Below are 17,581 nucleotides of genomic sequence, written 5' to 3' on the forward strand. Positions count from 1 at the left end.
TTGCAAGGATGCCGCCTGCCCATGTCCCGTTTGCTGTTGTTGCTGATCGTCATTGTCGTGCTGGTGGTCGGCGGGTTGTTCGTGCTGGCTGGCCGCGATTCGGCGAAGGAACCCGTGCGCGTCGAAAAGGTGGTCTCGATTGAAAACCTCTCGAACTAGCGCGATCTGCGTCACCGTCGCGCTGGGCGCGATGGTCGCCGCGCTGCCCGCGCTCAGTCAGGATACGCCCGAATCGCTGCTGCCGCCGGGCTTCAATGACCCGGTCGAGCCGGCACCGTCGCCGACGCCCGCGCCCGCCGCGACGCCGCAGGGCGGAGAGACCCTCGCCCGGCCCGCCGGTCCGCCCGACGACCTGACCGGCAATGCGGCACTCGGCAATGACAGCCTTGGCGAGGCGGTGGCGGAAGAGCTGACGCCCGAGGAGCTGGAGCGTTACGAACTGCCCGCATTTGCCCGCCGGTCGCTCAACCGCGTCGGTTTCGCGGCGGCGGGGCGCGGCGGACTGCCCGCCAATGCGTTCGGCGGCGACAATGGGCGCTTCCTGGAAGTGCTGATGCGCCGGCTGGACGCGCCGATCGCGTCGCGCTGGCTGTCGATCGCGCTGCGCCGCGCGCTGGTGAGCGAGGTCGACACGCCCGCTGGGGTCAACGGTGCCGATTTCGCCGCCGAGCGCGCGTGGCTGCTGATCCGGATGGGCGAGGCCAATGCCGCGCGTGGCGTCGTCCAGTCGGTCGATGTCGCCGACTATACCCCCAAGATGTTCCAGATCGCGCAACAGGCGGCGCTCGCCACCGGCGACCCGGCCGGGATGTGCCCGCTGGTCGACGGGGCGATGCGGGTCAGCGCCGAACGCGGCTGGCGGGTGGCGGAGGCGATGTGCGCGGCACTGGCCGGCCGGCCCGAGGAGGCCGGGCGGCTGATCGACGCGGCGCGGCGGCAGGGCGCGGCACGCGGCATCGACCTGGTACTGGCCGAAAAGATCGTCGGCGCGGGGGCCCAGGGCCGGCGCGCGGTGACGGTCGAATGGGACAATGTCGACCGGCTGGATGCGTGGCGCTGGGGGCTGGCGGCGGCAACCGGCGAGCTGGTGCCCGCACGGCTGATCGACACGGTGGGGCCGCAGGTGCGGCTGTGGCAGGCGCTCGCCCCGGCGCTGCCTGCGGCCGACCGGCTGGCGTCGGCGGAGCTGGCGGCGGTGCGCGGCGTCTATTCGGGCGCGGCCTATCGCGATCTGTTCGCGCTGGTCAGCGAGGCACAGGACGTCGCGGGTGCCGACGCGACGGTGATCGAGGGGCTGACCGACGCCTATGCCGCCCAGTCGATCGAGGGTCGGCTGACCGCGCTGCGCAACCTGTGGCAGGGATCGACGCCGATCCAGCGCCACGCGCGACTGGTGCTGACCAGCGATGCGGCGGCGCGCATCCCGGCCGCCGAAGCCTATGTCGGCGATGCCGACGCGCTGATCGCGTCGATGCTGACCGCGGGCAAGGACCTCCGCGCGTTGCGCTGGCGCGGCCTGGTGCCGGCACGCAGCGATGGCTGGGCGATGCTGGCGCTGGCCGATCCGGCCGGGCGCATCGCGGTCGATGGCGGCGACCTGTCGGCCTATGGCGGCGCGGAATCGCGCAAGGCGCAGCTTTTGTTCGCCGGGCTGGCCGGGCTGGGCCGCCTGCCCGAAAATCAGGTCGCCGACATCGCCCAGGCGCTGGCGGTGCCGATCAATACCGACAATAGCTGGACCGATGCGATCCGCACCGCCGCGAGCCGCGGCGAGCCGGGCACCGTCCTGCTGCTCGCCGCGGTGGGCATGCAGACCAGCGACTGGCGCGGCGTGTCGCCGGTGGCGCTGTTCAACATCGTCGCGGCGCTCGACGCAGTGGGGCTGAACGGCGAGGCCCGGATGATCGCTGCGGAAGCGATCGCGCGCGCGTGAGCGCGCCGGGCGATCCCGCGCTGATCGACCGGTTTCTGGAAATGATGGCGGCCGAAGCAGGGGCGGCGCGCAACACCATCGCGGCCTATGCCAGCGACCTACGCCTGGCGTCGGAGGCCGCCGGGGGGCAGCTTGCGGCGGCCGACCGGGCGGCGATCGAACGGGTGACGGGCGACTGGGCGCCGCTGGCCCGCGCGACGGTGGCGCGCAAGTCGGCGGCGCTGCGCCGCTTTTTCGATTTTCTGGTCGACGAGGGATTTCGCGCCGACAATCCCGGCGCGGCGCTGCCCCGCCCGGGCGCGGCGCGGCCATTGCCCAAAATCCTGTCGACCGGCGATGTCGACCGGCTGTTCGCGGTGATCGCCGAAAGGCTGGCGCGCACGCCGGTCGATCCGGCGGATCTGCGCCTGTCCGCGCTGGTCGAGCTGCTCTACGGGTCGGGATTGCGCGCGACCGAGCTGGTGTCGCTGCCGCGCAATGCGGTCTCGCCCGATCGCCCCTTCGTCATCCTGCGCGGCAAGGGCGGGCGCGAGCGGCTGGTGCCGATTTCGGATCGCGCGCGTGCCGCCGTGGCCGCGTGGCGCGGCGAGGTGCCGGCGGCCAGCGCGTGGCTTTTCCCGTCGCGCGCCGGGCATCTCAGCCGGGTGCGGCTGTTCCAGCTGATCCGCGCACTGGGCGCGGCGGCGGGCATCCCGCCCGACCGGATCAGTCCGCACGTGCTGCGCCACGCATTTGCCACGCACCTGCTGGAAGGGGGCGCGGACCTGCGCGCGCTCCAGGCGATGCTGGGGCATGCCGACATCGCGACGACCGAAATCTACACCCATGTCGACAGTCGCCGGCTGATCGAGCTGGTCAATGCGCGCCATCCGCTCGTTGACGTAAAGCCCCGTCGGCCCTAGCCCGCGCGCCATGGTGATGTTTCTGGATTTCGAAAAGCCGATCGCCGAGCTTCAGGCTCGCATCGACGAACTGCGCGATACCGCGAGCAGCGGCGAGCTCGACATCGGCGCGGAGATCGCGCGGCTGGAGGCCAAGTCGGAACGGCTGCTGCGCGAAACCTATCAGCGGCTGACGCCGTGGCAGAAGACGCAGGTCGCGCGCCACCAGGACCGGCCGCATTTCAAGCATGTCGTCGCCGCGCTGTTCGACGATTTCATGGCCTTGGGCGGCGACCGCGCCTTTGCCGACGATCAGGCGATCCTGGGCGGCTTCGCCCGGTTTCGCGGTCAGCGGGTGGTGGTGATCGGCCATGAAAAGGGCGACGATACCGCCAGCCGGCTGCGTCACAATTTCGGCATGGGCAAGCCGGAAGGCTATCGCAAGGCGATGCGCCTGATGGAGCTGGCCGACCGGTTCGGCCTGCCCGTCGTGACGCTGGTCGACACGCCCGGCGCGTTTCCCGGCGTCCAGGCGGAGGAGCGTGGCCAGGCCGAGGCGATCGCGCGTTCGACTCAGGTCAGCCTGAAGCTGGGCGTGCCGATGGTGTCGGCGATCCTGGGCGAGGGCGGATCGGGCGGCGCGATCGCGCTGGCGGCGGGTAACCGGGTGCTGATGATGGAGCACGCGGTCTATTCGGTGATCTCGCCCGAGGGGTGTGCGTCGATCCTGTGGCGGACCGCCGACAAGGCGGCCGATGCAGCCGAGGCGATGAAAGTGACGGCGCAGGAGCTGAAGGCGCTCAAGGTCATCGACATGGTCGTGCCCGAGCCGGTGGGCGGCGCGCATCGCGACCCGGCGGCGGCGATCGGTGCGCTGGGTGACGCGATTGCCGCGGCACTGGCGGGACTGTCGGGCAAGCCGGCGGATGTGCTGCGGCGCGACCGGCGACAGAAATTCCTGGCGATGGGGCGGATTTAGGAGCGTTGAGAGCGAACTGATTCTTCTCAAGCACCTCCCCTTCAGGGGAGGGGCTTGGAACATGTCGTTGCCACAGGCCCCGGCCACCGCCGGGGCAACGTCCATGAATCGCATGACGCCCCAAAACGAAAAGGGCGGCGTGACCGAAGCCACGCCGCCCCCCATCGGAGAATGATGTTTGCGGATCAGCCGCCGGTCGAGGCCGCCGGAGCCGCAGCACCACCGCCGGCGCCCGTCGCCGTGGTCATCGTGCCCGACACGTTCTCGAACGTGCCCTTCAGGCTGCTGCCCAGACCCTGCATGGCGGCAATGGCGGCAACGGCGATCAGCGCGGCGATCAGGCCGTACTCGATCGCGGTGGCGCCCTTGTTGTTCTTCAGGAAAGCGCGAATCTTCTGCATACCGGTCTCCATCTTCAAATAAACTGACTTCAATCACCCGACTGCTCCGGGGAGAGCCCGGTCCAGTAATTGCGTGTATCGGCGATCAGGGTTGAAAAATACTTAAGTGAACAAGGTTATAATCGCGTTAACCACCATTTTGGGGGGAATTTTCGCGAACCTTGGTGGACACATTATTCCAGATTTCCGACGTGACGCTGCCGACGCTGCTCAGGCTGGCGACCATTGCGATCACAACCAGGGAAACGATCAGGCCATATTCGATTGCGGTCGCGCCCTTTTGATCGGCGATCAACCGACGGACCTGGTTTTTCATCCCGCGTGTCAAGATGCCGAACTCCCGCTAATACTGCCCGGTCTACTGCCAAAGGAGTTAATGAATGCTCACCGCCGCGCCCGACGCACTGCCGCTGATGCTGGTCTGCGCGGCGGCGATGGTCGACGGCGACGGCCGCGTGCTGGTCCAGCAGCGGCCGCCGGGCGGTGACATGGCAGGGTTATGGGAGTTTCCCGGCGGCAAGATCGAGGTGGGGGAAACACCCGAGGCCGCGCTGATCCGCGAGCTTGGCGAGGAACTGGGCATCGACGTCGAGGCATCGTGCCTGGCCCCGGCGGTCTTTGCCAGCGCGCCGCTGGGCGCGCGCCATCTGTTGCTGCTGGTCTTCGTGCTGCGCAAATGGACGGGCGTGCCGACGGCCCGGCATGCGACCGCGCTCAGATGGTTGCGCCCCGTCGAACTCCACGCCCTGCCGATGCCGCCGGCCGACCGCCCGCTGATCGGGCTGATCGAGGCGTTGATTTAAGGAGGGATGATCTTGTGAGCGGCCCTGGCCTACCCCGGGGTCGCTTGCCAGTTGCGCACGCTAATCTTCACACGAAGCTGTAGGGATCGACGTCGACGCTGACCCGGACGCGCGCCGGCCATGCGAGCGTGCCCAGCCATGCGCGAATTTCGTCCTGAACCGCCAGGCCGCGGGTCGCGTGGACGAGCAGACGGAAGCGGTGGCGCCCGCGCAACATCGCGAGCGGGGCGGGGGCGGGGCCATAGACGTGCATGCCCTCCCGTTCGGGTGCCGATCGGCCGATCGCGCGCGCGGTGTCGTCGGCGGCCTCCCTGTCCTCGGACGAGACGATGATCGCGGCATACCGGCCGAAGGGCGGGGCGTCCGCCTCGCGGCGTGCCTGGGTTTCGGCGGCGTAGAAGCCCTCGGCATCGCCGCTGACCAGTGCCGCTATGACCGGCGCGGTCGGCTGGTGGGTCTGAAGGAGGACATGGCCGGGCTTTTCACCCCGCCCGGCGCGACCGGCGACCTGCATGATCTGTTGAAAGGTGCGTTCGGATGCGCGGAGGTCGCCGCCGGAAAGACCCAGGTCGCCGTCGATCACGCCGACCAGCGTGAGGTCGGGAAAGTGATAGCCCTTGGTCACCAATTGCGTGCCGATGACGATGTCGATCTCCCGCGCGGTCATGCGGCGCACGAACTCGGCCGCCTTGGCCGGCGACCAGATGGTGTCCGAGGTGACGACGGCGGCACGCGCATCGGGCCATAAAGCGGCGACTTCGTCGGCGATCCGCTCCACCCCCGGGCCGCAGGCGACCAGGGCATCCTCCGCATCGCAATTGGGACAGGCGCGCGGGGTTGGGATCATGTGGCCGCAATGATGACACGACAGACGATGGATCAGCCGGTGCTCGACCATCCAGGCGGTGCAGTTCGGGCACTGGAAGCGGTGCCCGCACCCCCGGCACAGCGTCAGCGGCGCATAGCCGCGACGGTTGAGGAACAGCAGCGCCTGCTCCCCGCGCGCCAGCGTCGCGTCGATCGCCTGTACCAGCCGGGGCGCGATCCAGCGGCCGCGCGGCGGCGGTTCGGCGATCAGGTCGATCGCCTCGATCGTCGGCAATTCGGCACCCCCGTGGCGCGCAGGCAGCCGGAGTTCGCGGTAGCGGCCGGCCGCCACCTGAACCCGCGTCTCGATCGCGGGCGTGGCCGACGCCAGCACGACCGGGCAGGACTCAAAGCGCGCGCGCATGACCGCGACGTCGCGGGCGTGATAATGCACGCCCTCTTCCTGCTTGAAGCTCGTTTCGTGCGCCTCGTCGACGATGATGAGCCCGAGGTCGCGATAGGGCAGGAATAGCGCCGATCGCGCGCCCACCGTCACCCGCGCCTCGCCGGTGGCGATCGCGCGCCACGCGCGGCGGCGCTGCGACTGGCGCAGGTCGGAATGCCAGGCGACCGGCGCGCAGCCGAAACGCGCGTTGAAGCGATCGAGAAACGGCTCGGTCAGCGCGATTTCGGGCAGCAGCACGAGCGTCTGGCGCCCGTCGCGCAAGGCCCGTGCGATCGCTTCGAAATAGACTTCGGTCTTGCCCGACCCGGTGACGCCGTCGAGCAGGAACGGCTGGAACTCGCGCGCGGCGACCGCGTCGGCCAGTGCGGTTGCGGCGTCGCGCTGGGCCGGGTTCAGCCGGGGCGGCGCATGATCGGGGTCGGGCAGGGGATAGGGCGAATCAAGATCGACTTCGACCGCCGCGATCGCGCCGGCGTTGACCAGCCCGCGAATGACCGCGTCCGACACGCCCGCGATCGTCGCGAGCTCGCGGATCAGCCCCTGGCGATCGCCGATCCGTTCGATCGCCCGGGCGCGTTGCGGCGTCAGCCGTTCGGGCACGACGCCGGTTGCGCGATATTCGGTGATGCGCTTCACCCCCTCCAGCGCCGATGTCGATGCCAGCGCCATGCGCAGGACTGCGGCGGGCGGGGCGAGATAATAATCGGCGGCCCATTCGACCAAGCGGCGCAGCGCGGCGGGGATCGGCGGCGCGTCGGCAACCGCGATCAGGTTGCGCAGGCGGTTGTCGCCCACCTCCTCGGTCACCAGCCGATCGGCTTCCCAGACCACGCCGACGAGCTGACGGGGGCCGAGCGGGGCGACGACGATCGAGCCCGGTTCGACCGTCATGCCGGCGGGCACCCTGTAATCGAGCGGACCGAGCGCGGAATTGAGGACGAGCACGCGAGCGCGGGGAAGAGGCATCGCCGCTATCTAGGGCGTGCGGGCACGCGGGGGAACCGGGGAAGGGGAGCGGTGCGGGCGTCAGGCCGCCCGCGTGGCGACCCCCGGACGAAACAGCAGCCCGGAATAGCTGCGCGCCGTGCCGCGTTCGAGGCGCTTGGCCTCGTAGAGCGCGGCGTCGGCGCGGCGGATGAACTCGCGGGTCGACGTGACCAGCGGGCTGAATTCCGAATAGCCGAGCGTCCCCGACATGCCGATCGCGCCCTGGCCCGTATGGACCGGCAGCTTGAGGTCGCCGGTCAGCCGCTCGATCGTCGGGGCGGGATCCGCGCAGATCGCCGGGTCGGTGACGATCAGGGCAAATTCGTCGCCACCCAGCCGGGCCGCGAAGCTGTCGGCGAGATAGGGCGCACGCAGCCGCCGCCCGACCGCGCGCAGCACGTCGTCGCCGGTCAGGTGGCCGTGGGTGTCGTTGATCGCCTTGAACCCGTCGAGATCGATCAGCACCAGCGTCAGCGGCGCCTCACCCAGCCGCGCGCGCGCCATCGCGTTCTCGAGCTCGCGGTTGAACGCGGCGCGATTGCCGATCCGCGTCACCTCGTCGACGGCCGCCGACCGGCGGAGGCTCTGTTCCATCATGTAGCGTTCGGTGATGTCCTGGATCAGGCCGGTGACCGCGACCGGCCGCCCCTTTTCCAACTCGACTTCGCCGATACAGCGCACGCGCAACGGCCGCTGGCGCGCGGTGACGAAATCGACTTCGAAATTGAAGCTTTCGCCTGTTTCGATCGTGCGGGCGAGCGCATCGCTGACGACTGCGCGGGCGTGCGGCGGATAATAATCGAGCGCGGTTTCCACGGTCAGCGGGCTGCCGGGATCGAGCTCGTGGATGCGATACACGCCCTCGGACCAGACGACGGTGTTGTCGACGATCGAATAGCGCCACGAACCGATCATCGCCAGCCGCTCGGCCTGGTGAAAGGTCCGCTCCTGACGGCGCAGCGCCTGGGCACCCGCGCTCGCGCTTTCGGCCAGGGTCATCGCCTGATGCGCACTGGTGCGTGCCGCGATCAGCGTTCCGGCGATCACGGCCAGCTCGCGCAGCTGTTCCTGCTGGCGCGCGGTGAGCGTGCGCGGCTGGTGGTCGATCCCGCACAGCGTGCCGATCACCCGCGGTTCGACATCATGGTCGATCGCCGCCGTGACCGGCGCGCCGATATAGAAGCGGATCTGGTGATGCTCGGTCAGGCCCATGCGGTCGGCAAATTGCGGCTCGCTCAACAGATCGCTGATCTCGACGACATCGCCGTTCGCGACGGTGACGTCGCACAGCGCATTCGCCCGCGGCAGCTCGATCCGGTCGACGCCGGTCGACGCCTTGGTCCACACCCGCGCGCGGTCGACCAGGGTGAGCATCGCCACCGGCACGTCGAGGACTTCGGCAGCAATGCGCACCAGCGCGTCGAACGCGGCTTCGCGCGGCGTATCCAGCAATGCCTGGGCGTCGAGCGCGCGCTGACGACCCTCCTCTTCCGGCGTTGGCGGTACGATGGGTTCGAACATCCCGCCGATCTATTCGGGCGTTGGTTAAATTAGCGTGCAACGCTTGCCCGCTGCGGACCGATCGGCGAAAGGACGGCGAAACCAGGGAGCACACCCGATGAAATTCTTTGTCGACACCGCCGACACCGCCGAAATCCGATCGCTGGCCGAATCGGGCCTGGTCGACGGCGTCACCACCAACCCGTCGCTGATCCACAAATCGGGGCGCGATTTCCTGGAGGTCGTCCGCGAAATCTGCGCGATCGTCGACGGGCCGGTGTCGGCCGAGGTCGTCGCGCTCGATTACGAGGGCATGATGCGCGAGGCGGAGACCGTGCGGAAGATCGCGGACAATGTCGCGGTAAAGGTGCCGCTGACCATCGACGGCCTGCGCGCGTGCAAGACGCTGACCAGCGACGGCACGATGGTCAACGTTACCCTGTGCTTTTCCGCCAACCAGGCGCTGCTCGCGGCCAAGGCGGGGGCGACCTTCATCTCGCCATTCGTCGGCCGCCACGACGACAACGGCTTCGACGGCATGGAGCTGATCGCCGACATCCGGCTGATCTATGACAATTACGCCTTCGGCACCGAAATCCTGGTCGCCAGCGTCCGCCACCCGGTCCACATCCTGGAAGCCGCCAAGATCGGCGCGGACGTGATGACCGCGCCGCCCTCGGTCATCCGCCAGCTGGTCAAGCACCCGCTGACCGACAAGGGGATCGAAGGCTTCCTGGCCGACTGGAAAGCGACGGGCCAGACGATCGGGTGACCGCGCACGGCCGTTATTTGCGCACCGCGTTCCAGTTGAACAGGAAGGTGCGGTGTTCGGCCCAGGTCTGTCCCTGAACGCTGTCGCCGACGAGGCACGCGGCGCTGTGATAGGGTCCGACCCCGTCGCTCGTCCGGAAACTCACACAGGTCCGATTGCGGTCGGTTTTCCAGCGGCCGGATTCGATCGTGCTGTCGTAAAAGCTGCCCGAGACGCTGCCGTCGGGCCTGAGGTCGAGGACCATCGGCTTGGTATAGGGCGGGTCGTTCGGGTTGCTGCTGAGATCGACCACCCATTCGCCGCCGAGCGGGGCTGGGCTGGCCGGCGCGGGGCTCGCCTGGGCCAGCAAAAGGATGATCGCGATGGGCAGCATGTCGGCTCCTTGCTTCGCCCGCCAAACTCGATTGTTTCGCGGTGGCGGTCAACGCTAGACTCGCGCGCGTGACAGGTCCGCTCCCACTCGCTTTCGCGGCGCATCTCTCCCGTGACCGGCGGCGGTCGGTGCATACGGTGCGGGCGTATCAGGCGACGGCGGAGCGGTTGCTGGCGTTCCTGGGCGCGCATTGGGGGGAACGGGTGGAGGCGGCGGCGCTCGCCCGCGTGACCCCGGCGGACTTGCGCGCTTTTCTGGCGGCGCGGCGGGGCGAGGGGATCGGCAATCTGTCGGCGGCGCGCGAATTGTCGGCGGTGCGCGCGTTCCTGAAATTCGCGTGTGGCGAGGGGGCGGAACTGCCGCGATTGAAAGGCCCGCGCGTCAAGAAAGGCGTGCCGCGGCCGATCGCGCCCGACGAGGCCGTTGCACTGGCCGAGGATGTCGCCGAGCAATCGGACGAAGCGTGGATTTCGGCGCGCGACTGGGCGGTGTTGATGCTGCTCTATGGCGCGGGGCTGCGCATCGGCGAGGCGATGGCGCTGACCGGCGCGATCCTGCCGCTGGGCGAAACCTTGGTCGTCACCGGCAAGCGCGCCAAGACGCGGATGGTGCCGCTGCTCCCCCAAGTGCGTGACGCGATCGAGGGCTATGCGCGGCTGTGCCCCTATGGCGTCGCGCGCGATGCGCCGCTGTTCCGGGGTGCGCGCGGCGGACCTTTGTCGCCCGCGATCATCCGCCGGTCGGTGCGCCGGGCGCGGGTGCGGCTGGGGCTGGGCGATCGCACCACGCCGCATGCGCTGCGCCACAGCTTCGCCACGCATCTGCTGGGTCGAGGGGCCGATCTGCGCGCGCTCCAGGCACTGCTCGGACATGCGAGCCTGAGCTCGACGCAGGTTTACACCGCGGTCGATGCAGCGCATCTGATGGACGTCTATCGCAACGCGCATCCGCGGGCGTGAGGGTGCACCCCAACCCGTCATGCCAGCGCAGGCTGGCATCTCGTGCCGCAAGGGTGGACACTGCGGCTTGAGGCCCCAGCCTGGGCTGGGGCGACGTGAGGCGTGTCAAACAGCGTCGCGGCCAGCGGACAGGCCCCACCCCAACCCCTCCCCTGAAGGGGAGGGGCTTTATCGCCTCACTCCTCCCGCGGTTTCCAGGTGAACACCCGGATCACATAATAGGCGACCATTGCGATGATGACCCCGGTCGACACCGGTCCCAGCCATTCGTCGACCTGAGCATAGCGCGAACCCAGCTCATAGCCCGCGACCGCCAGCGCCGTGGTCCAGCCCAGCGTGCCGAGCGTCGACCAGATCAGGAATTCGCGCCACGGCATTTCGAACAGCCCGGCGGGAATCGACACCAGCGAGCGGATCGTCGGCATCATCCGGCCGAGGAAGACGAACCAGTGGTCATATTTGTCGAAGAACGCATCCGCCCGCTTCACTTCGCGCCAGTCGAGCGTCAGCCAGCGGCCCCAGCGGTCGATGATCGGCTTGAACCGATCGTAGCCCAGCCATCGGGCAAAGGCGTACCACAGGACGTTGCCGAGCATCGCGCCCGCCGTGCCGGCCAGGATCACGCCCCACAAGGTCATCGTGCCGCGCGCCGCCTGTAGGCCGGACAGCGACATGATGATTTCCGACGGGATGGGCGGGAACACGGTTTCCAGCAGCATCAGCAGGAACACGCCCAGATAGGAGGATTGTTCGATCAGCTCGCGGATCCAGTCACCCATGGCGCGCGCTCCGTGCGGCGACGCGCGCCTCGATCGCGTCCCAGATCATGCCGGCGGTGTCGGTGCCGTTGAACCGGTCGATCGCGACGATGCCGGTCGGCGAAGTCACGTTGATTTCGGTCAGCCACTGGCCGCCGATCACGTCGATGCCGACAAAGATCAGCCCGCGCCGCTTCAACTCCGGGCCGAGCGCGGCGCAGATCTCGCGCTCGCGCTCCGTCAGGTCGGTCGCAATCGCCGATCCGCCGACCGCCAGGTTAGACCGGATTTCGCCCTCGCCGGGCAGGCGGTTGATCGCGCCCGCGATTTCGCCGTCGACCAGCACGATGCGCTTGTCGCCCTTCGCGATTTCGGGAAGGAACGCCTGGACCATGTGCGGCTCGCGATAGGCCTGGTTGAACACCTCGATCAGCGAGGACAGGTTCTGGCCGTCGGCGTCGATCTTGAAGATCGCCTTGCCGCCATTGCCGTGCAGCGGCTTGACCACGACCGCGCCATGTTCGGCCAGGAAGGCGCGGGCTTCGTCGACCGATCGCGTGACCAGCGTCGGCGGCATATATTGCGCGAAATCGAGCACCCAGACCTTTTCGGGCGCGTTGCGCACCGATGCGGGATCGTTGACCACCAAAGTCCGGTCGCTGATCCGTTCGAGCAGATGGGTGGCGGTGATGTAGCCGAGGTCGAAGGGCGGGTCCTGGCGCATCAGCACGACATCCGCGTCCTCGCCCAGGTCGAGGCGGACCGGATCGGCGAAGTCGAAATGGTTGCCGACCTCGCGCCGCACGGTGACCGGATGCGCGCGCGTCCAAACGCGGCCGGCGGAATAATTGAGGTCCTCGGGCGCATAATGGAACAGCCGGTGTCCACGCGCCTGGGCCGAGAGCATGAGCGCGAAGCTCGAATCCCCGGCAATGTTGATCTGGTCCAGCGGGTCCATCTGGATGGCGACGGTCAGGGTCATCGAGCGTCCTTGTGGTGGTGTGCGGACCAGTCTTTCCCGGACCTCGGATTTTGAGCGGCTGACCCGCCGTTGGAGTTTGAAGCCACGCGCGACCAACCTTCTACCGTCACCCCGGGCTTGACCCCGGGTCCCGCTGCCTGATCCGCCACAGGAAGAAGCGGGACCCCGGCGCGAGGCCGGGGTGACGGGAAAGTCTGGGGTATGATGCTTAAAGACGACACGGATGAGTCAGCTTTTCAACATGAGCGGTGAGGGATGAATTTGAGTGCCATAGGACCAGTTTCCCCCATGCGAAAGCGCCGTCGCGTTCACCCGGCGTAGCGCGCGGCCGTTTCGCGGATCAGCGCGATCATGTTCGGAATGCCCTGGGTGCGGTTGGAGCTGAGCTGGTTCTTGAGGTCGAAGGGTGCGAGCGCGGCGTCGATGTCGGTCGCCAGGATCACGGACGGCGGCTGGTCCTGCACGGTGAGCAGCACGAGCGCGATGATCCCCTTGGTGATCGCGGCATTGCTGTCGGCCAGGAAGTGCAGCGTGCCGTCGTCGCGCACGGTCGGATAGACCCAGACCGAGGCGGAGCAGCCGCGCACCAGCGTCGCATCGGTCTTCAGCGCTTCGGGCATGGGCGCGAGCGCGCGGCCAAGGTCGATCAGCAGGCGGTAGCGGTCGTCGGGATCGAGGAAGCCGTATTCGTCGGCCAGGTCGGCAAGCTTTGTCATGCGGCGCGATATAGCGGGCACGGCGCGGATGGGAATGCGGGATTGGGGCGAGGGGGAGGGGGCAGCGCTAATTCTGCCAGAGGCCCCGGCCTTCGGGGTTCCCCGCAAAGTACTACTTTGCGGGGGTCCCTGCGCCGGGGCGACGCGCTACCTGTCGTCGCTCCGGCGGAGGCCGGGGCCTCTCACCACTTTAAGCACCTCTTGCGGGCCGGGGCCTCTGGCTAATCCAGCGACCCTCAACGCTGGGGCTGCTCGCCAATCAGAGATCCACCCCCGCTGCGATCGCTTCCAGCTTGCGGACGCGTTCCTTGAGGTCCGCAATCTCGATCCGCGCGCCGGCCGAGCTTGGCTGGGGCTGGGCGCTCTGGCCCGTGACCATCAGCTCCTGCTGCTTGAGTGCCAGCCAGCCGCGCCAGGCGGTGAGCGCCGCGGCGGTGATCATCGCCACGCTGGCGAGCAGCGCGGTGGTGATCGCGAGGGTGAGCATCGGGTCGGTCATGTTCTCGCTCCCTTGTGTCGGACGCGGTTCCGGAGTCGGCTGTGGCGTTGCTCACCGCAGCCGTCGGTGCGTCGCTATTCCCTGATTGCGCGTCAGTTCAGCGGCTGATCGCGCAGCGTCTCGATTTCATGGGCCAGCGTGGTGCCGCGGTCGGTGACAACGCGCTCCAGCACGCGCACCCGCTGTTCCAGCCGTTCGACCTGCGCGGCATATTGCGCGGCCTTTTCGGCGGTTTGCTCGTTTAGCGCCTTGGTCATCGCTTCCTTGTGCTTCAGCCACCGCTTGAACATGTCGCCGCCCACGCCAAGCATCACGGGCAGGCCGACGACGATGAAGAAAAAACCGATGACCATCCAGCCCTTGTCCATGATGCTCTCCCTCAGCTTACCGCTTCATCGCGCAGCGCGTCGATTTCGTGCGCCAATACGGTGCCGCGATCGGTGACGACGCGCTCAAGGACCCGGATGCGCTGTTCCAGACGCTTGATGTGGGCGGACAGGTGCGCGACTTCGTCACTGTCCTGAGTGGTCAACCTGGCAATCACCAGCTCGCTTTCCTGCGCCCGGCGCTGAAGATCGGCGATCAGCTTGTCCTTCTCCGCCTGTTCACGCTTTTTGCGGTTTTCCTCGAGGTTCGCAGCAATCGTGATCCAGGCCATGAATACGATCAGCCCAATCAACAAAGCACCGACTATGAATTCCTTCATCGCGTCTCACCCTCTCAATTCGACCGGCCGCGCAGCTGCTCGATCTCGCGGTCGAGCAGGTGGCTGCTATCGGTGACAATCCGCTCGACATTGGCGAGCCGGTCCTTGACCGCGCCCAGTTCGGCGCGCAGCTGCGCGTTTTCCTGGCTGAGCAGCTTGATCCGTTCCATCGCCTCGTCATTACGCTGCGGATAGATGGACTGGCCCCAGGCACCGTCAAGCGGATAGCCATGTTTGACCCGCATCCACGTGGTGAGCACCCAGCCGCCGATCCCGAGTGCGGTGAGCGTGACGATCAGCGGCGCCGCGTTCAGAATCTGTCCGATATGTTCCATGAACTTTGCTTCCCTGTTCGTGGCGATCAACGCAGCGCGTCGATCTCTCGGGCGATGCGGTCGGCGGGATCGGTAGCGATCCGTTCCAGCACTGCGATGCGCTCCTCGAGCCGCATGATCTGACCCGTCAGCCGCTCGTTCTCGTGCGACAGCAGTTCGATCTTGCGATCGGCATCCGGGTTCGGACGCGGGGTCATCTCGCCCCGTTCATCCTCGATCGGATAGCCGTTCTTGGCGCGTATCCAGGTGGTGACCAGACCGCCGATCATCGACATGGCGATGAGCGCGATGACGAAACTCGGTCCACCCCAGCTCATTGTGCTTCTCCCTGTTCCCTTGAAGGCCGTTCAGGCCAGCGTCTCGATCTCGCGCGCCACGCGGCGGGCGGGATCGGTGGCGATCACTTCGAGCACTTCGACGCGCTCCTCGATCAGCCGGAGGTTGAAATTGAGCCGCTCATTCTCCTGGCGCAGCGCGGCGATCTCGGCGGCGTTTTCGGTGGCGGCGGCCTGGCCTGCCTGGCCCGTGCGACCGCGGAGCCAGCTGGCGGCCAGCCAGGTCGTCAGGCCCAGCGCGGCGAGCAGCATCAGCGGCTTCATCAATTCCATCAGCAGATGTTCGGACATGTTCGTCTTCCCTGTTGTGCCCGATGGTGCTTACCGCAGGCTGTCGATTTCGTCGGCGAGGCGGCGGTTGCGGCTGGTGTAATAGAGCTCGATGTCGGCGAGGCGACGGTCGATGTCGCGGAACTTCGAGCGGACTTCCGACGTCGAACGGCTGGGGTTCGAGCGCACGCCCTGCCAGAACTTGGCGTCCTCGGGGCTACCATAGAGGCCCGAAGGCTTTACCGGCGCGAGCCAGGCGATCATGAAATAGGCGATGATCGTCCAGGGAAACCCGCCCAGCAGCGTCAGGATGACGGCCCCGATCCGGACCCACATCACGTCGACCCCGGTATAGTCGGCGATCCCGGCGCACACGCCCGACCATTTGCCGTTCTGTTTGTCGAGATAGAGTTTCGTGCGGCTGGCGGACATTTCAGTTCCTCCTGGTATAGTCGTAGCCGGTGGGCTCAGGCGATGCCTGGTTCGGCCGGAAATCGGGGTCGTCGGCGGCGATGATGCGCTCCACAGTCTGGAGCCGCTCCTCGAGCCGGCGGGCGGTGTAGTGGAGTTCGTCGAGGAGCTTTTCGTCCTCGCCGGTCAGCGTCGCCGACTGCTTCCACTTGGTGATGTAGTGCATGACCACCCAGGGGAGCCCGATGAAGAGCATCCCCACGATCATGATGGGAAGGAAGACGTCTTCCATGGCGTCAGCCCTCCTTGTTCAGGCGGGCCTTCAGCGCGGCCAGCTCGGCATCGACCTTCTCGGCCGACTTGAGCTCGGCGATCTCCTCCTCCAGCGACTTGGGCGCGCCGCCCAGGCCGGCCGCATCCGCCCGGCCTTCGGCCAGGTCGACGCGACGCTCCATCAGATCGAAGCGGCTGAAGGCGTCCTGCATCCGCTCACCGGCGTACATTTCGCGCACGCGCAGGCGATTGGTCGCGCTTTCGAGCCGGGTGACGATCGAGTTCTGGCGGGCGCGTGCCTCGCGCAGCTTGTTCTGCAGCTTGGTGATGTCCTCTTCCGACGCCTTGAGCGCATCGTCGAGCACATGGATCTCCTGGGCGAGCTGCTCGGCCATGTCGGCCGCCTTCTGCTTTTCGACCAGCGCGGCCTTGGCCAGATCCTCGCGGCCCTTGCTCAGCGCGAGCTCGGCCTTTTCGGTCCAGCTCTCCTGCAGCTTCTCAAGCTTGGCGATGTGGCGGCGCATTTCCTTTTGATCCGCGATGGTGCGCGCGGCGGACGCGCGAACCTCGACCAGAGTCTCCTCCATTTCGAGGATGATCATCCGGATCATCTTGGCCGGGTCCTCCGCCTTGTCGAGCAGGTCGGTGACGTTCGCGGCGATGATGTCGCGGGTTCGGGAAAAAATGCCCATCTGGGATACTCCTTCGTGCGTGCAATCAGGTTTGACGGGCCGGGGCGACGTTGGGGGCGTCGCCGCCCCGGCCGGGACGGATCAGCTGTTCAGGCTGTCCGGGTTGCTCTTGACGTGGCCGCGAGCGACCTTGGTCGAGGTGTTGCGGATCTTCGCCCGCTCGGGGTTGAGGCTCGGGTCGCCAAAGAACACCTCCATCGCGACGGTACGCGCCGACCCGCGCAGCGCCTGGGGCATCTGCGGGAAATTGACCTTCGACACCGCGCGCATCGCTTCGCGGTCGAGCACGGCGTTTCCGGTCGGCCGGGCCAGCGTCGCGCCGCGGCACTTGCCGTCGGCGTCGAACGTCACGGCGACGATCGCTGCCGCGTTCTGGCGAACCGCCTGCGGCACACCGTCGATCGAGCGGATGTTCGCATTGAGGCTGTTGGCCACACGCGCCATCCACTGGTCACGGCTCATTTCGCGCGCCTGGGCGGCGGCGGGCTGGGCAAGACCGAGCAGCAGCGCCGCACCGCAAATCCCGACGGGGAGCAGGGTGGCAAAGCGGGTCGTGGCATTCTGGCGTTCCTGGCGTTCCATGGGTTTTCTCCCTGAACCTTGGTATCGTTGTCCACCGCTGCGGGTGGTGCAACAGGCTTTGCAACCGCTGTGCCAAATCAAGGAGTGGCGGTTTTGCGACCTTTCGCCCCGATGAACGGGCCGCGATGCGATCGACACTTGCCAAGTGTTGGGATTCTACG

At 67.6% G+C, this 17,581-nt stretch carries 24 protein-coding genes and 1 pseudogene; 7 read left to right on the plus strand and 18 right to left on the minus strand.

The genetic code is table 11. From position 1 onward, the window contains the following. Positions 1-21: 21 nt before the first annotated feature. The 4 genes from AX676_RS18055 to AX676_RS08475 are packed head-to-tail and all read left to right on the plus strand — an operon-like array spanning position 22 to position 3,793. Positions 22-159: a hypothetical protein gene (locus tag AX676_RS18055; RefSeq protein WP_197417106.1), complete on the plus strand. Its 138-nt coding sequence runs from the start codon at positions 22-24 to the stop codon at positions 157-159. Then, positions 140-1,933, plus strand: a complete 1,794-nt coding sequence (locus tag AX676_RS08465; protein WP_082730880.1) for a hypothetical protein — start codon at positions 140-142, stop codon at positions 1,931-1,933. The genes AX676_RS18055 and AX676_RS08465 overlap by 20 nt, the downstream gene beginning before the upstream one ends. Next, complete coding sequence (locus AX676_RS08470; RefSeq protein ID WP_269450163.1) at positions 1,930-2,835, plus strand: tyrosine-type recombinase/integrase; 906 nt, start codon at positions 1,930-1,932, stop codon at positions 2,833-2,835. Before AX676_RS08465 ends, AX676_RS08470 begins: the two co-directional genes overlap by 4 nt. A 10-nt stretch (positions 2,836-2,845) precedes the next feature. After that, positions 2,846-3,793 carry an acetyl-CoA carboxylase carboxyltransferase subunit alpha gene (locus AX676_RS08475; protein ID WP_066479986.1) on the plus strand — a complete coding sequence of 316 codons (948 nt, stop codon included), beginning with the start codon at positions 2,846-2,848 and terminating at the stop codon, positions 3,791-3,793. Positions 3,794-4,038: 245 nt separating this feature from the next. Here AX676_RS08475 and AX676_RS08480 read toward each other — a convergent pair. Together AX676_RS08480 and AX676_RS08485 are read right to left on the minus strand one after the other, a co-directional pair. Further along, a pseudogene (locus tag AX676_RS08480) lies at positions 4,039-4,194 on the minus strand (Flp family type IVb pilin); the annotation flags it as partial. 127 nt (positions 4,195-4,321) lie between these two features. Beyond that, the gene (locus AX676_RS08485; RefSeq protein WP_066479984.1) at positions 4,322-4,510 is read right to left on the minus strand and encodes a Flp family type IVb pilin; all 189 of its coding nucleotides are present in this window, start codon (positions 4,508-4,510) and stop codon (positions 4,322-4,324) included. Positions 4,511-4,574: 64 nt separating this feature from the next. Between AX676_RS08485 and AX676_RS08490 the strand changes: the two genes are divergently transcribed. Next, positions 4,575-4,997 (plus strand): (deoxy)nucleoside triphosphate pyrophosphohydrolase, encoded by a 423-nt coding sequence (locus AX676_RS08490; RefSeq protein WP_066479983.1) that lies wholly within the window; start codon positions 4,575-4,577, stop codon positions 4,995-4,997. A gap of 67 nt (positions 4,998-5,064) precedes the next feature. On the opposite strand, the gene AX676_RS08495 is transcribed toward AX676_RS08490, so the two are convergent. Next, positions 5,065-7,236, minus strand: a complete 2,172-nt coding sequence (locus tag AX676_RS08495) for a primosomal protein N' (protein WP_066479982.1) — start codon at positions 7,234-7,236, stop codon at positions 5,065-5,067. Positions 7,237-7,296: 60 nt separating this feature from the next. Further along, positions 7,297-8,778 carry a diguanylate cyclase domain-containing protein gene (locus tag AX676_RS08500; protein WP_066479979.1) on the minus strand — a complete coding sequence of 494 codons (1,482 nt, stop codon included), beginning with the start codon at positions 8,776-8,778 and terminating at the stop codon, positions 7,297-7,299. Between the two features lie 97 nt (positions 8,779-8,875). Here AX676_RS08500 and fsa point away from each other — a divergent pair, with 97 nt between their 5' ends. Further along, entirely contained in the window at positions 8,876-9,529 is a 654-nt protein-coding gene (gene fsa, locus AX676_RS08505) for a fructose-6-phosphate aldolase (protein WP_066479977.1), read from the plus strand. Between the two features lie 13 nt (positions 9,530-9,542). Here fsa and AX676_RS08510 read toward each other — a convergent pair whose 3' ends face one another. Continuing rightward, the gene (locus AX676_RS08510; RefSeq protein ID WP_066479975.1) at positions 9,543-9,902 is read right to left on the minus strand and encodes a hypothetical protein; all 360 of its coding nucleotides are present in this window, start codon (positions 9,900-9,902) and stop codon (positions 9,543-9,545) included. A gap of 68 nt (positions 9,903-9,970) precedes the next feature. On the opposite strand from AX676_RS08510, the gene AX676_RS08515 reads away from it, so the two are divergent. Then, on the plus strand, positions 9,971-10,861 hold the full coding sequence (locus tag AX676_RS08515; protein WP_066479973.1) for a tyrosine recombinase XerC: 891 nt from the start codon (positions 9,971-9,973) through the stop codon (positions 10,859-10,861). A gap of 176 nt (positions 10,862-11,037) precedes the next feature. Here AX676_RS08515 and AX676_RS08520 read toward each other — a convergent pair whose 3' ends face one another. From AX676_RS08520 to AX676_RS08580, 13 genes are all read right to left on the minus strand, one after another. After that, a complete protein-coding gene (locus AX676_RS08520; RefSeq protein ID WP_066479970.1) occupies positions 11,038-11,640 on the minus strand; it encodes a DedA family protein in 603 nt (200 codons plus the stop codon). After that, positions 11,633-12,601 carry a glutathione synthase gene (gene gshB / locus AX676_RS08525; protein WP_066479967.1) on the minus strand — a complete coding sequence of 323 codons (969 nt, stop codon included), beginning with the start codon at positions 12,599-12,601 and terminating at the stop codon, positions 11,633-11,635. Before gshB ends, AX676_RS08520 begins: the two co-directional genes overlap by 8 nt. Before the next feature lie 308 nt (positions 12,602-12,909). Further along, the gene (locus AX676_RS08530; RefSeq protein WP_066479965.1) at positions 12,910-13,317 is read right to left on the minus strand and encodes a SufE family protein; all 408 of its coding nucleotides are present in this window, start codon (positions 13,315-13,317) and stop codon (positions 12,910-12,912) included. Between the two features lie 259 nt (positions 13,318-13,576). Beyond that, complete coding sequence (locus tag AX676_RS08535) at positions 13,577-13,816, minus strand: hypothetical protein (RefSeq protein ID WP_066479964.1); 240 nt, start codon at positions 13,814-13,816, stop codon at positions 13,577-13,579. Positions 13,817-13,908: 92 nt separating this feature from the next. Next, positions 13,909-14,106, minus strand: coding sequence for a hypothetical protein (locus AX676_RS08540; protein ID WP_443025985.1), 198 nt, complete (start codon positions 14,104-14,106; stop codon positions 13,909-13,911). Between the two features lie 89 nt (positions 14,107-14,195). Beyond that, positions 14,196-14,522: a hypothetical protein gene (locus AX676_RS08545; protein ID WP_066479962.1), complete on the minus strand. Its 327-nt coding sequence runs from the start codon at positions 14,520-14,522 to the stop codon at positions 14,196-14,198. A gap of 14 nt (positions 14,523-14,536) precedes the next feature. Further along, on the minus strand, positions 14,537-14,857 hold the full coding sequence (locus AX676_RS08550; protein ID WP_066479960.1) for a hypothetical protein: 321 nt from the start codon (positions 14,855-14,857) through the stop codon (positions 14,537-14,539). Between the two features lie 26 nt (positions 14,858-14,883). After that, positions 14,884-15,174 (minus strand): hypothetical protein, encoded by a 291-nt coding sequence (locus AX676_RS08555; protein ID WP_066479957.1) that lies wholly within the window; start codon positions 15,172-15,174, stop codon positions 14,884-14,886. A 30-nt stretch (positions 15,175-15,204) separates the two neighbouring features. Continuing rightward, positions 15,205-15,483 (minus strand): hypothetical protein, encoded by a 279-nt coding sequence (locus AX676_RS08560; protein ID WP_066479954.1) that lies wholly within the window; start codon positions 15,481-15,483, stop codon positions 15,205-15,207. Between the two features lie 30 nt (positions 15,484-15,513). Beyond that, positions 15,514-15,894: an envelope stress response membrane protein PspC gene (gene pspC / locus AX676_RS08565; protein ID WP_066479952.1), complete on the minus strand. Its 381-nt coding sequence runs from the start codon at positions 15,892-15,894 to the stop codon at positions 15,514-15,516. A 1-nt stretch (position 15,895) separates the two neighbouring features. After that, positions 15,896-16,165 (minus strand): envelope stress response membrane protein PspB, encoded by a 270-nt coding sequence (gene pspB / locus AX676_RS08570; protein WP_066479950.1) that lies wholly within the window; start codon positions 16,163-16,165, stop codon positions 15,896-15,898. A gap of 4 nt (positions 16,166-16,169) precedes the next feature. After that, positions 16,170-16,838, minus strand: a complete 669-nt coding sequence (gene pspA, locus AX676_RS08575; protein ID WP_066479947.1) for a phage shock protein PspA — start codon at positions 16,836-16,838, stop codon at positions 16,170-16,172. Positions 16,839-16,919: 81 nt separating this feature from the next. Further along, positions 16,920-17,420 carry a TonB family protein gene (locus AX676_RS08580; RefSeq protein ID WP_066479943.1) on the minus strand — a complete coding sequence of 167 codons (501 nt, stop codon included), beginning with the start codon at positions 17,418-17,420 and terminating at the stop codon, positions 16,920-16,922. Positions 17,421-17,581 lie beyond the last annotated feature (161 nt).

This window comes from Sphingomonas sp. CCH21-G11 (assembly GCF_001555965.1).
GTDB lineage: Bacteria > Pseudomonadota > Alphaproteobacteria > Sphingomonadales > Sphingomonadaceae > Sphingomonas.

Excerpts from the sequence above, each read along its gene's own strand:
- AX676_RS18055 (WP_197417106.1), top strand. The coding sequence starts at position 22 with ATGTCCCGTTTGCTGTTGTTGCTGATCGTCATTGTCGTGCTGGTGGTC.
- AX676_RS08475 (WP_066479986.1), top strand. The coding sequence starts at position 2,846 with ATGGTGATGTTTCTGGATTTCGAAAAGCCGATCGCCGAGCTTCAGGCT.
- AX676_RS08485 (WP_066479984.1), bottom strand. The coding sequence starts at position 4,510 with ATGAAAAACCAGGTCCGTCGGTTGATCGCCGATCAAAAGGGCGCGACC.
- AX676_RS08490 (WP_066479983.1), top strand. The coding sequence starts at position 4,575 with ATGCTCACCGCCGCGCCCGACGCACTGCCGCTGATGCTGGTCTGCGCG.
- AX676_RS08495 (WP_066479982.1), bottom strand. The coding sequence starts at position 7,236 with ATGCCTCTTCCCCGCGCTCGCGTGCTCGTCCTCAATTCCGCGCTCGGT.
- AX676_RS08500 (WP_066479979.1), bottom strand. The coding sequence starts at position 8,778 with ATGTTCGAACCCATCGTACCGCCAACGCCGGAAGAGGAGGGTCGTCAG.
- fsa (WP_066479977.1), top strand. The coding sequence starts at position 8,876 with ATGAAATTCTTTGTCGACACCGCCGACACCGCCGAAATCCGATCGCTG.
- AX676_RS08510 (WP_066479975.1), bottom strand. The coding sequence starts at position 9,902 with ATGCTGCCCATCGCGATCATCCTTTTGCTGGCCCAGGCGAGCCCCGCG.
- AX676_RS08520 (WP_066479970.1), bottom strand. The coding sequence starts at position 11,640 with ATGGGTGACTGGATCCGCGAGCTGATCGAACAATCCTCCTATCTGGGC.
- gshB (WP_066479967.1), bottom strand. The coding sequence starts at position 12,601 with ATGACCCTGACCGTCGCCATCCAGATGGACCCGCTGGACCAGATCAAC.
- AX676_RS08530 (WP_066479965.1), bottom strand. The coding sequence starts at position 13,317 with ATGACAAAGCTTGCCGACCTGGCCGACGAATACGGCTTCCTCGATCCC.
- AX676_RS08535 (WP_066479964.1), bottom strand. The coding sequence starts at position 13,816 with ATGACCGACCCGATGCTCACCCTCGCGATCACCACCGCGCTGCTCGCC.
- AX676_RS08540 (WP_443025985.1), bottom strand. The coding sequence starts at position 14,106 with ATGTTCAAGCGGTGGCTGAAGCACAAGGAAGCGATGACCAAGGCGCTA.
- AX676_RS08545 (WP_066479962.1), bottom strand. The coding sequence starts at position 14,522 with ATGAAGGAATTCATAGTCGGTGCTTTGTTGATTGGGCTGATCGTATTC.
- AX676_RS08550 (WP_066479960.1), bottom strand. The coding sequence starts at position 14,857 with ATGGAACATATCGGACAGATTCTGAACGCGGCGCCGCTGATCGTCACG.
- AX676_RS08555 (WP_066479957.1), bottom strand. The coding sequence starts at position 15,174 with ATGAGCTGGGGTGGACCGAGTTTCGTCATCGCGCTCATCGCCATGTCG.
- AX676_RS08560 (WP_066479954.1), bottom strand. The coding sequence starts at position 15,483 with ATGTCCGAACATCTGCTGATGGAATTGATGAAGCCGCTGATGCTGCTC.
- pspC (WP_066479952.1), bottom strand. The coding sequence starts at position 15,894 with ATGTCCGCCAGCCGCACGAAACTCTATCTCGACAAACAGAACGGCAAA.
- pspB (WP_066479950.1), bottom strand. The coding sequence starts at position 16,165 with ATGGAAGACGTCTTCCTTCCCATCATGATCGTGGGGATGCTCTTCATC.
- pspA (WP_066479947.1), bottom strand. The coding sequence starts at position 16,838 with ATGGGCATTTTTTCCCGAACCCGCGACATCATCGCCGCGAACGTCACC.
- AX676_RS08580 (WP_066479943.1), bottom strand. The coding sequence starts at position 17,420 with ATGGAACGCCAGGAACGCCAGAATGCCACGACCCGCTTTGCCACCCTG.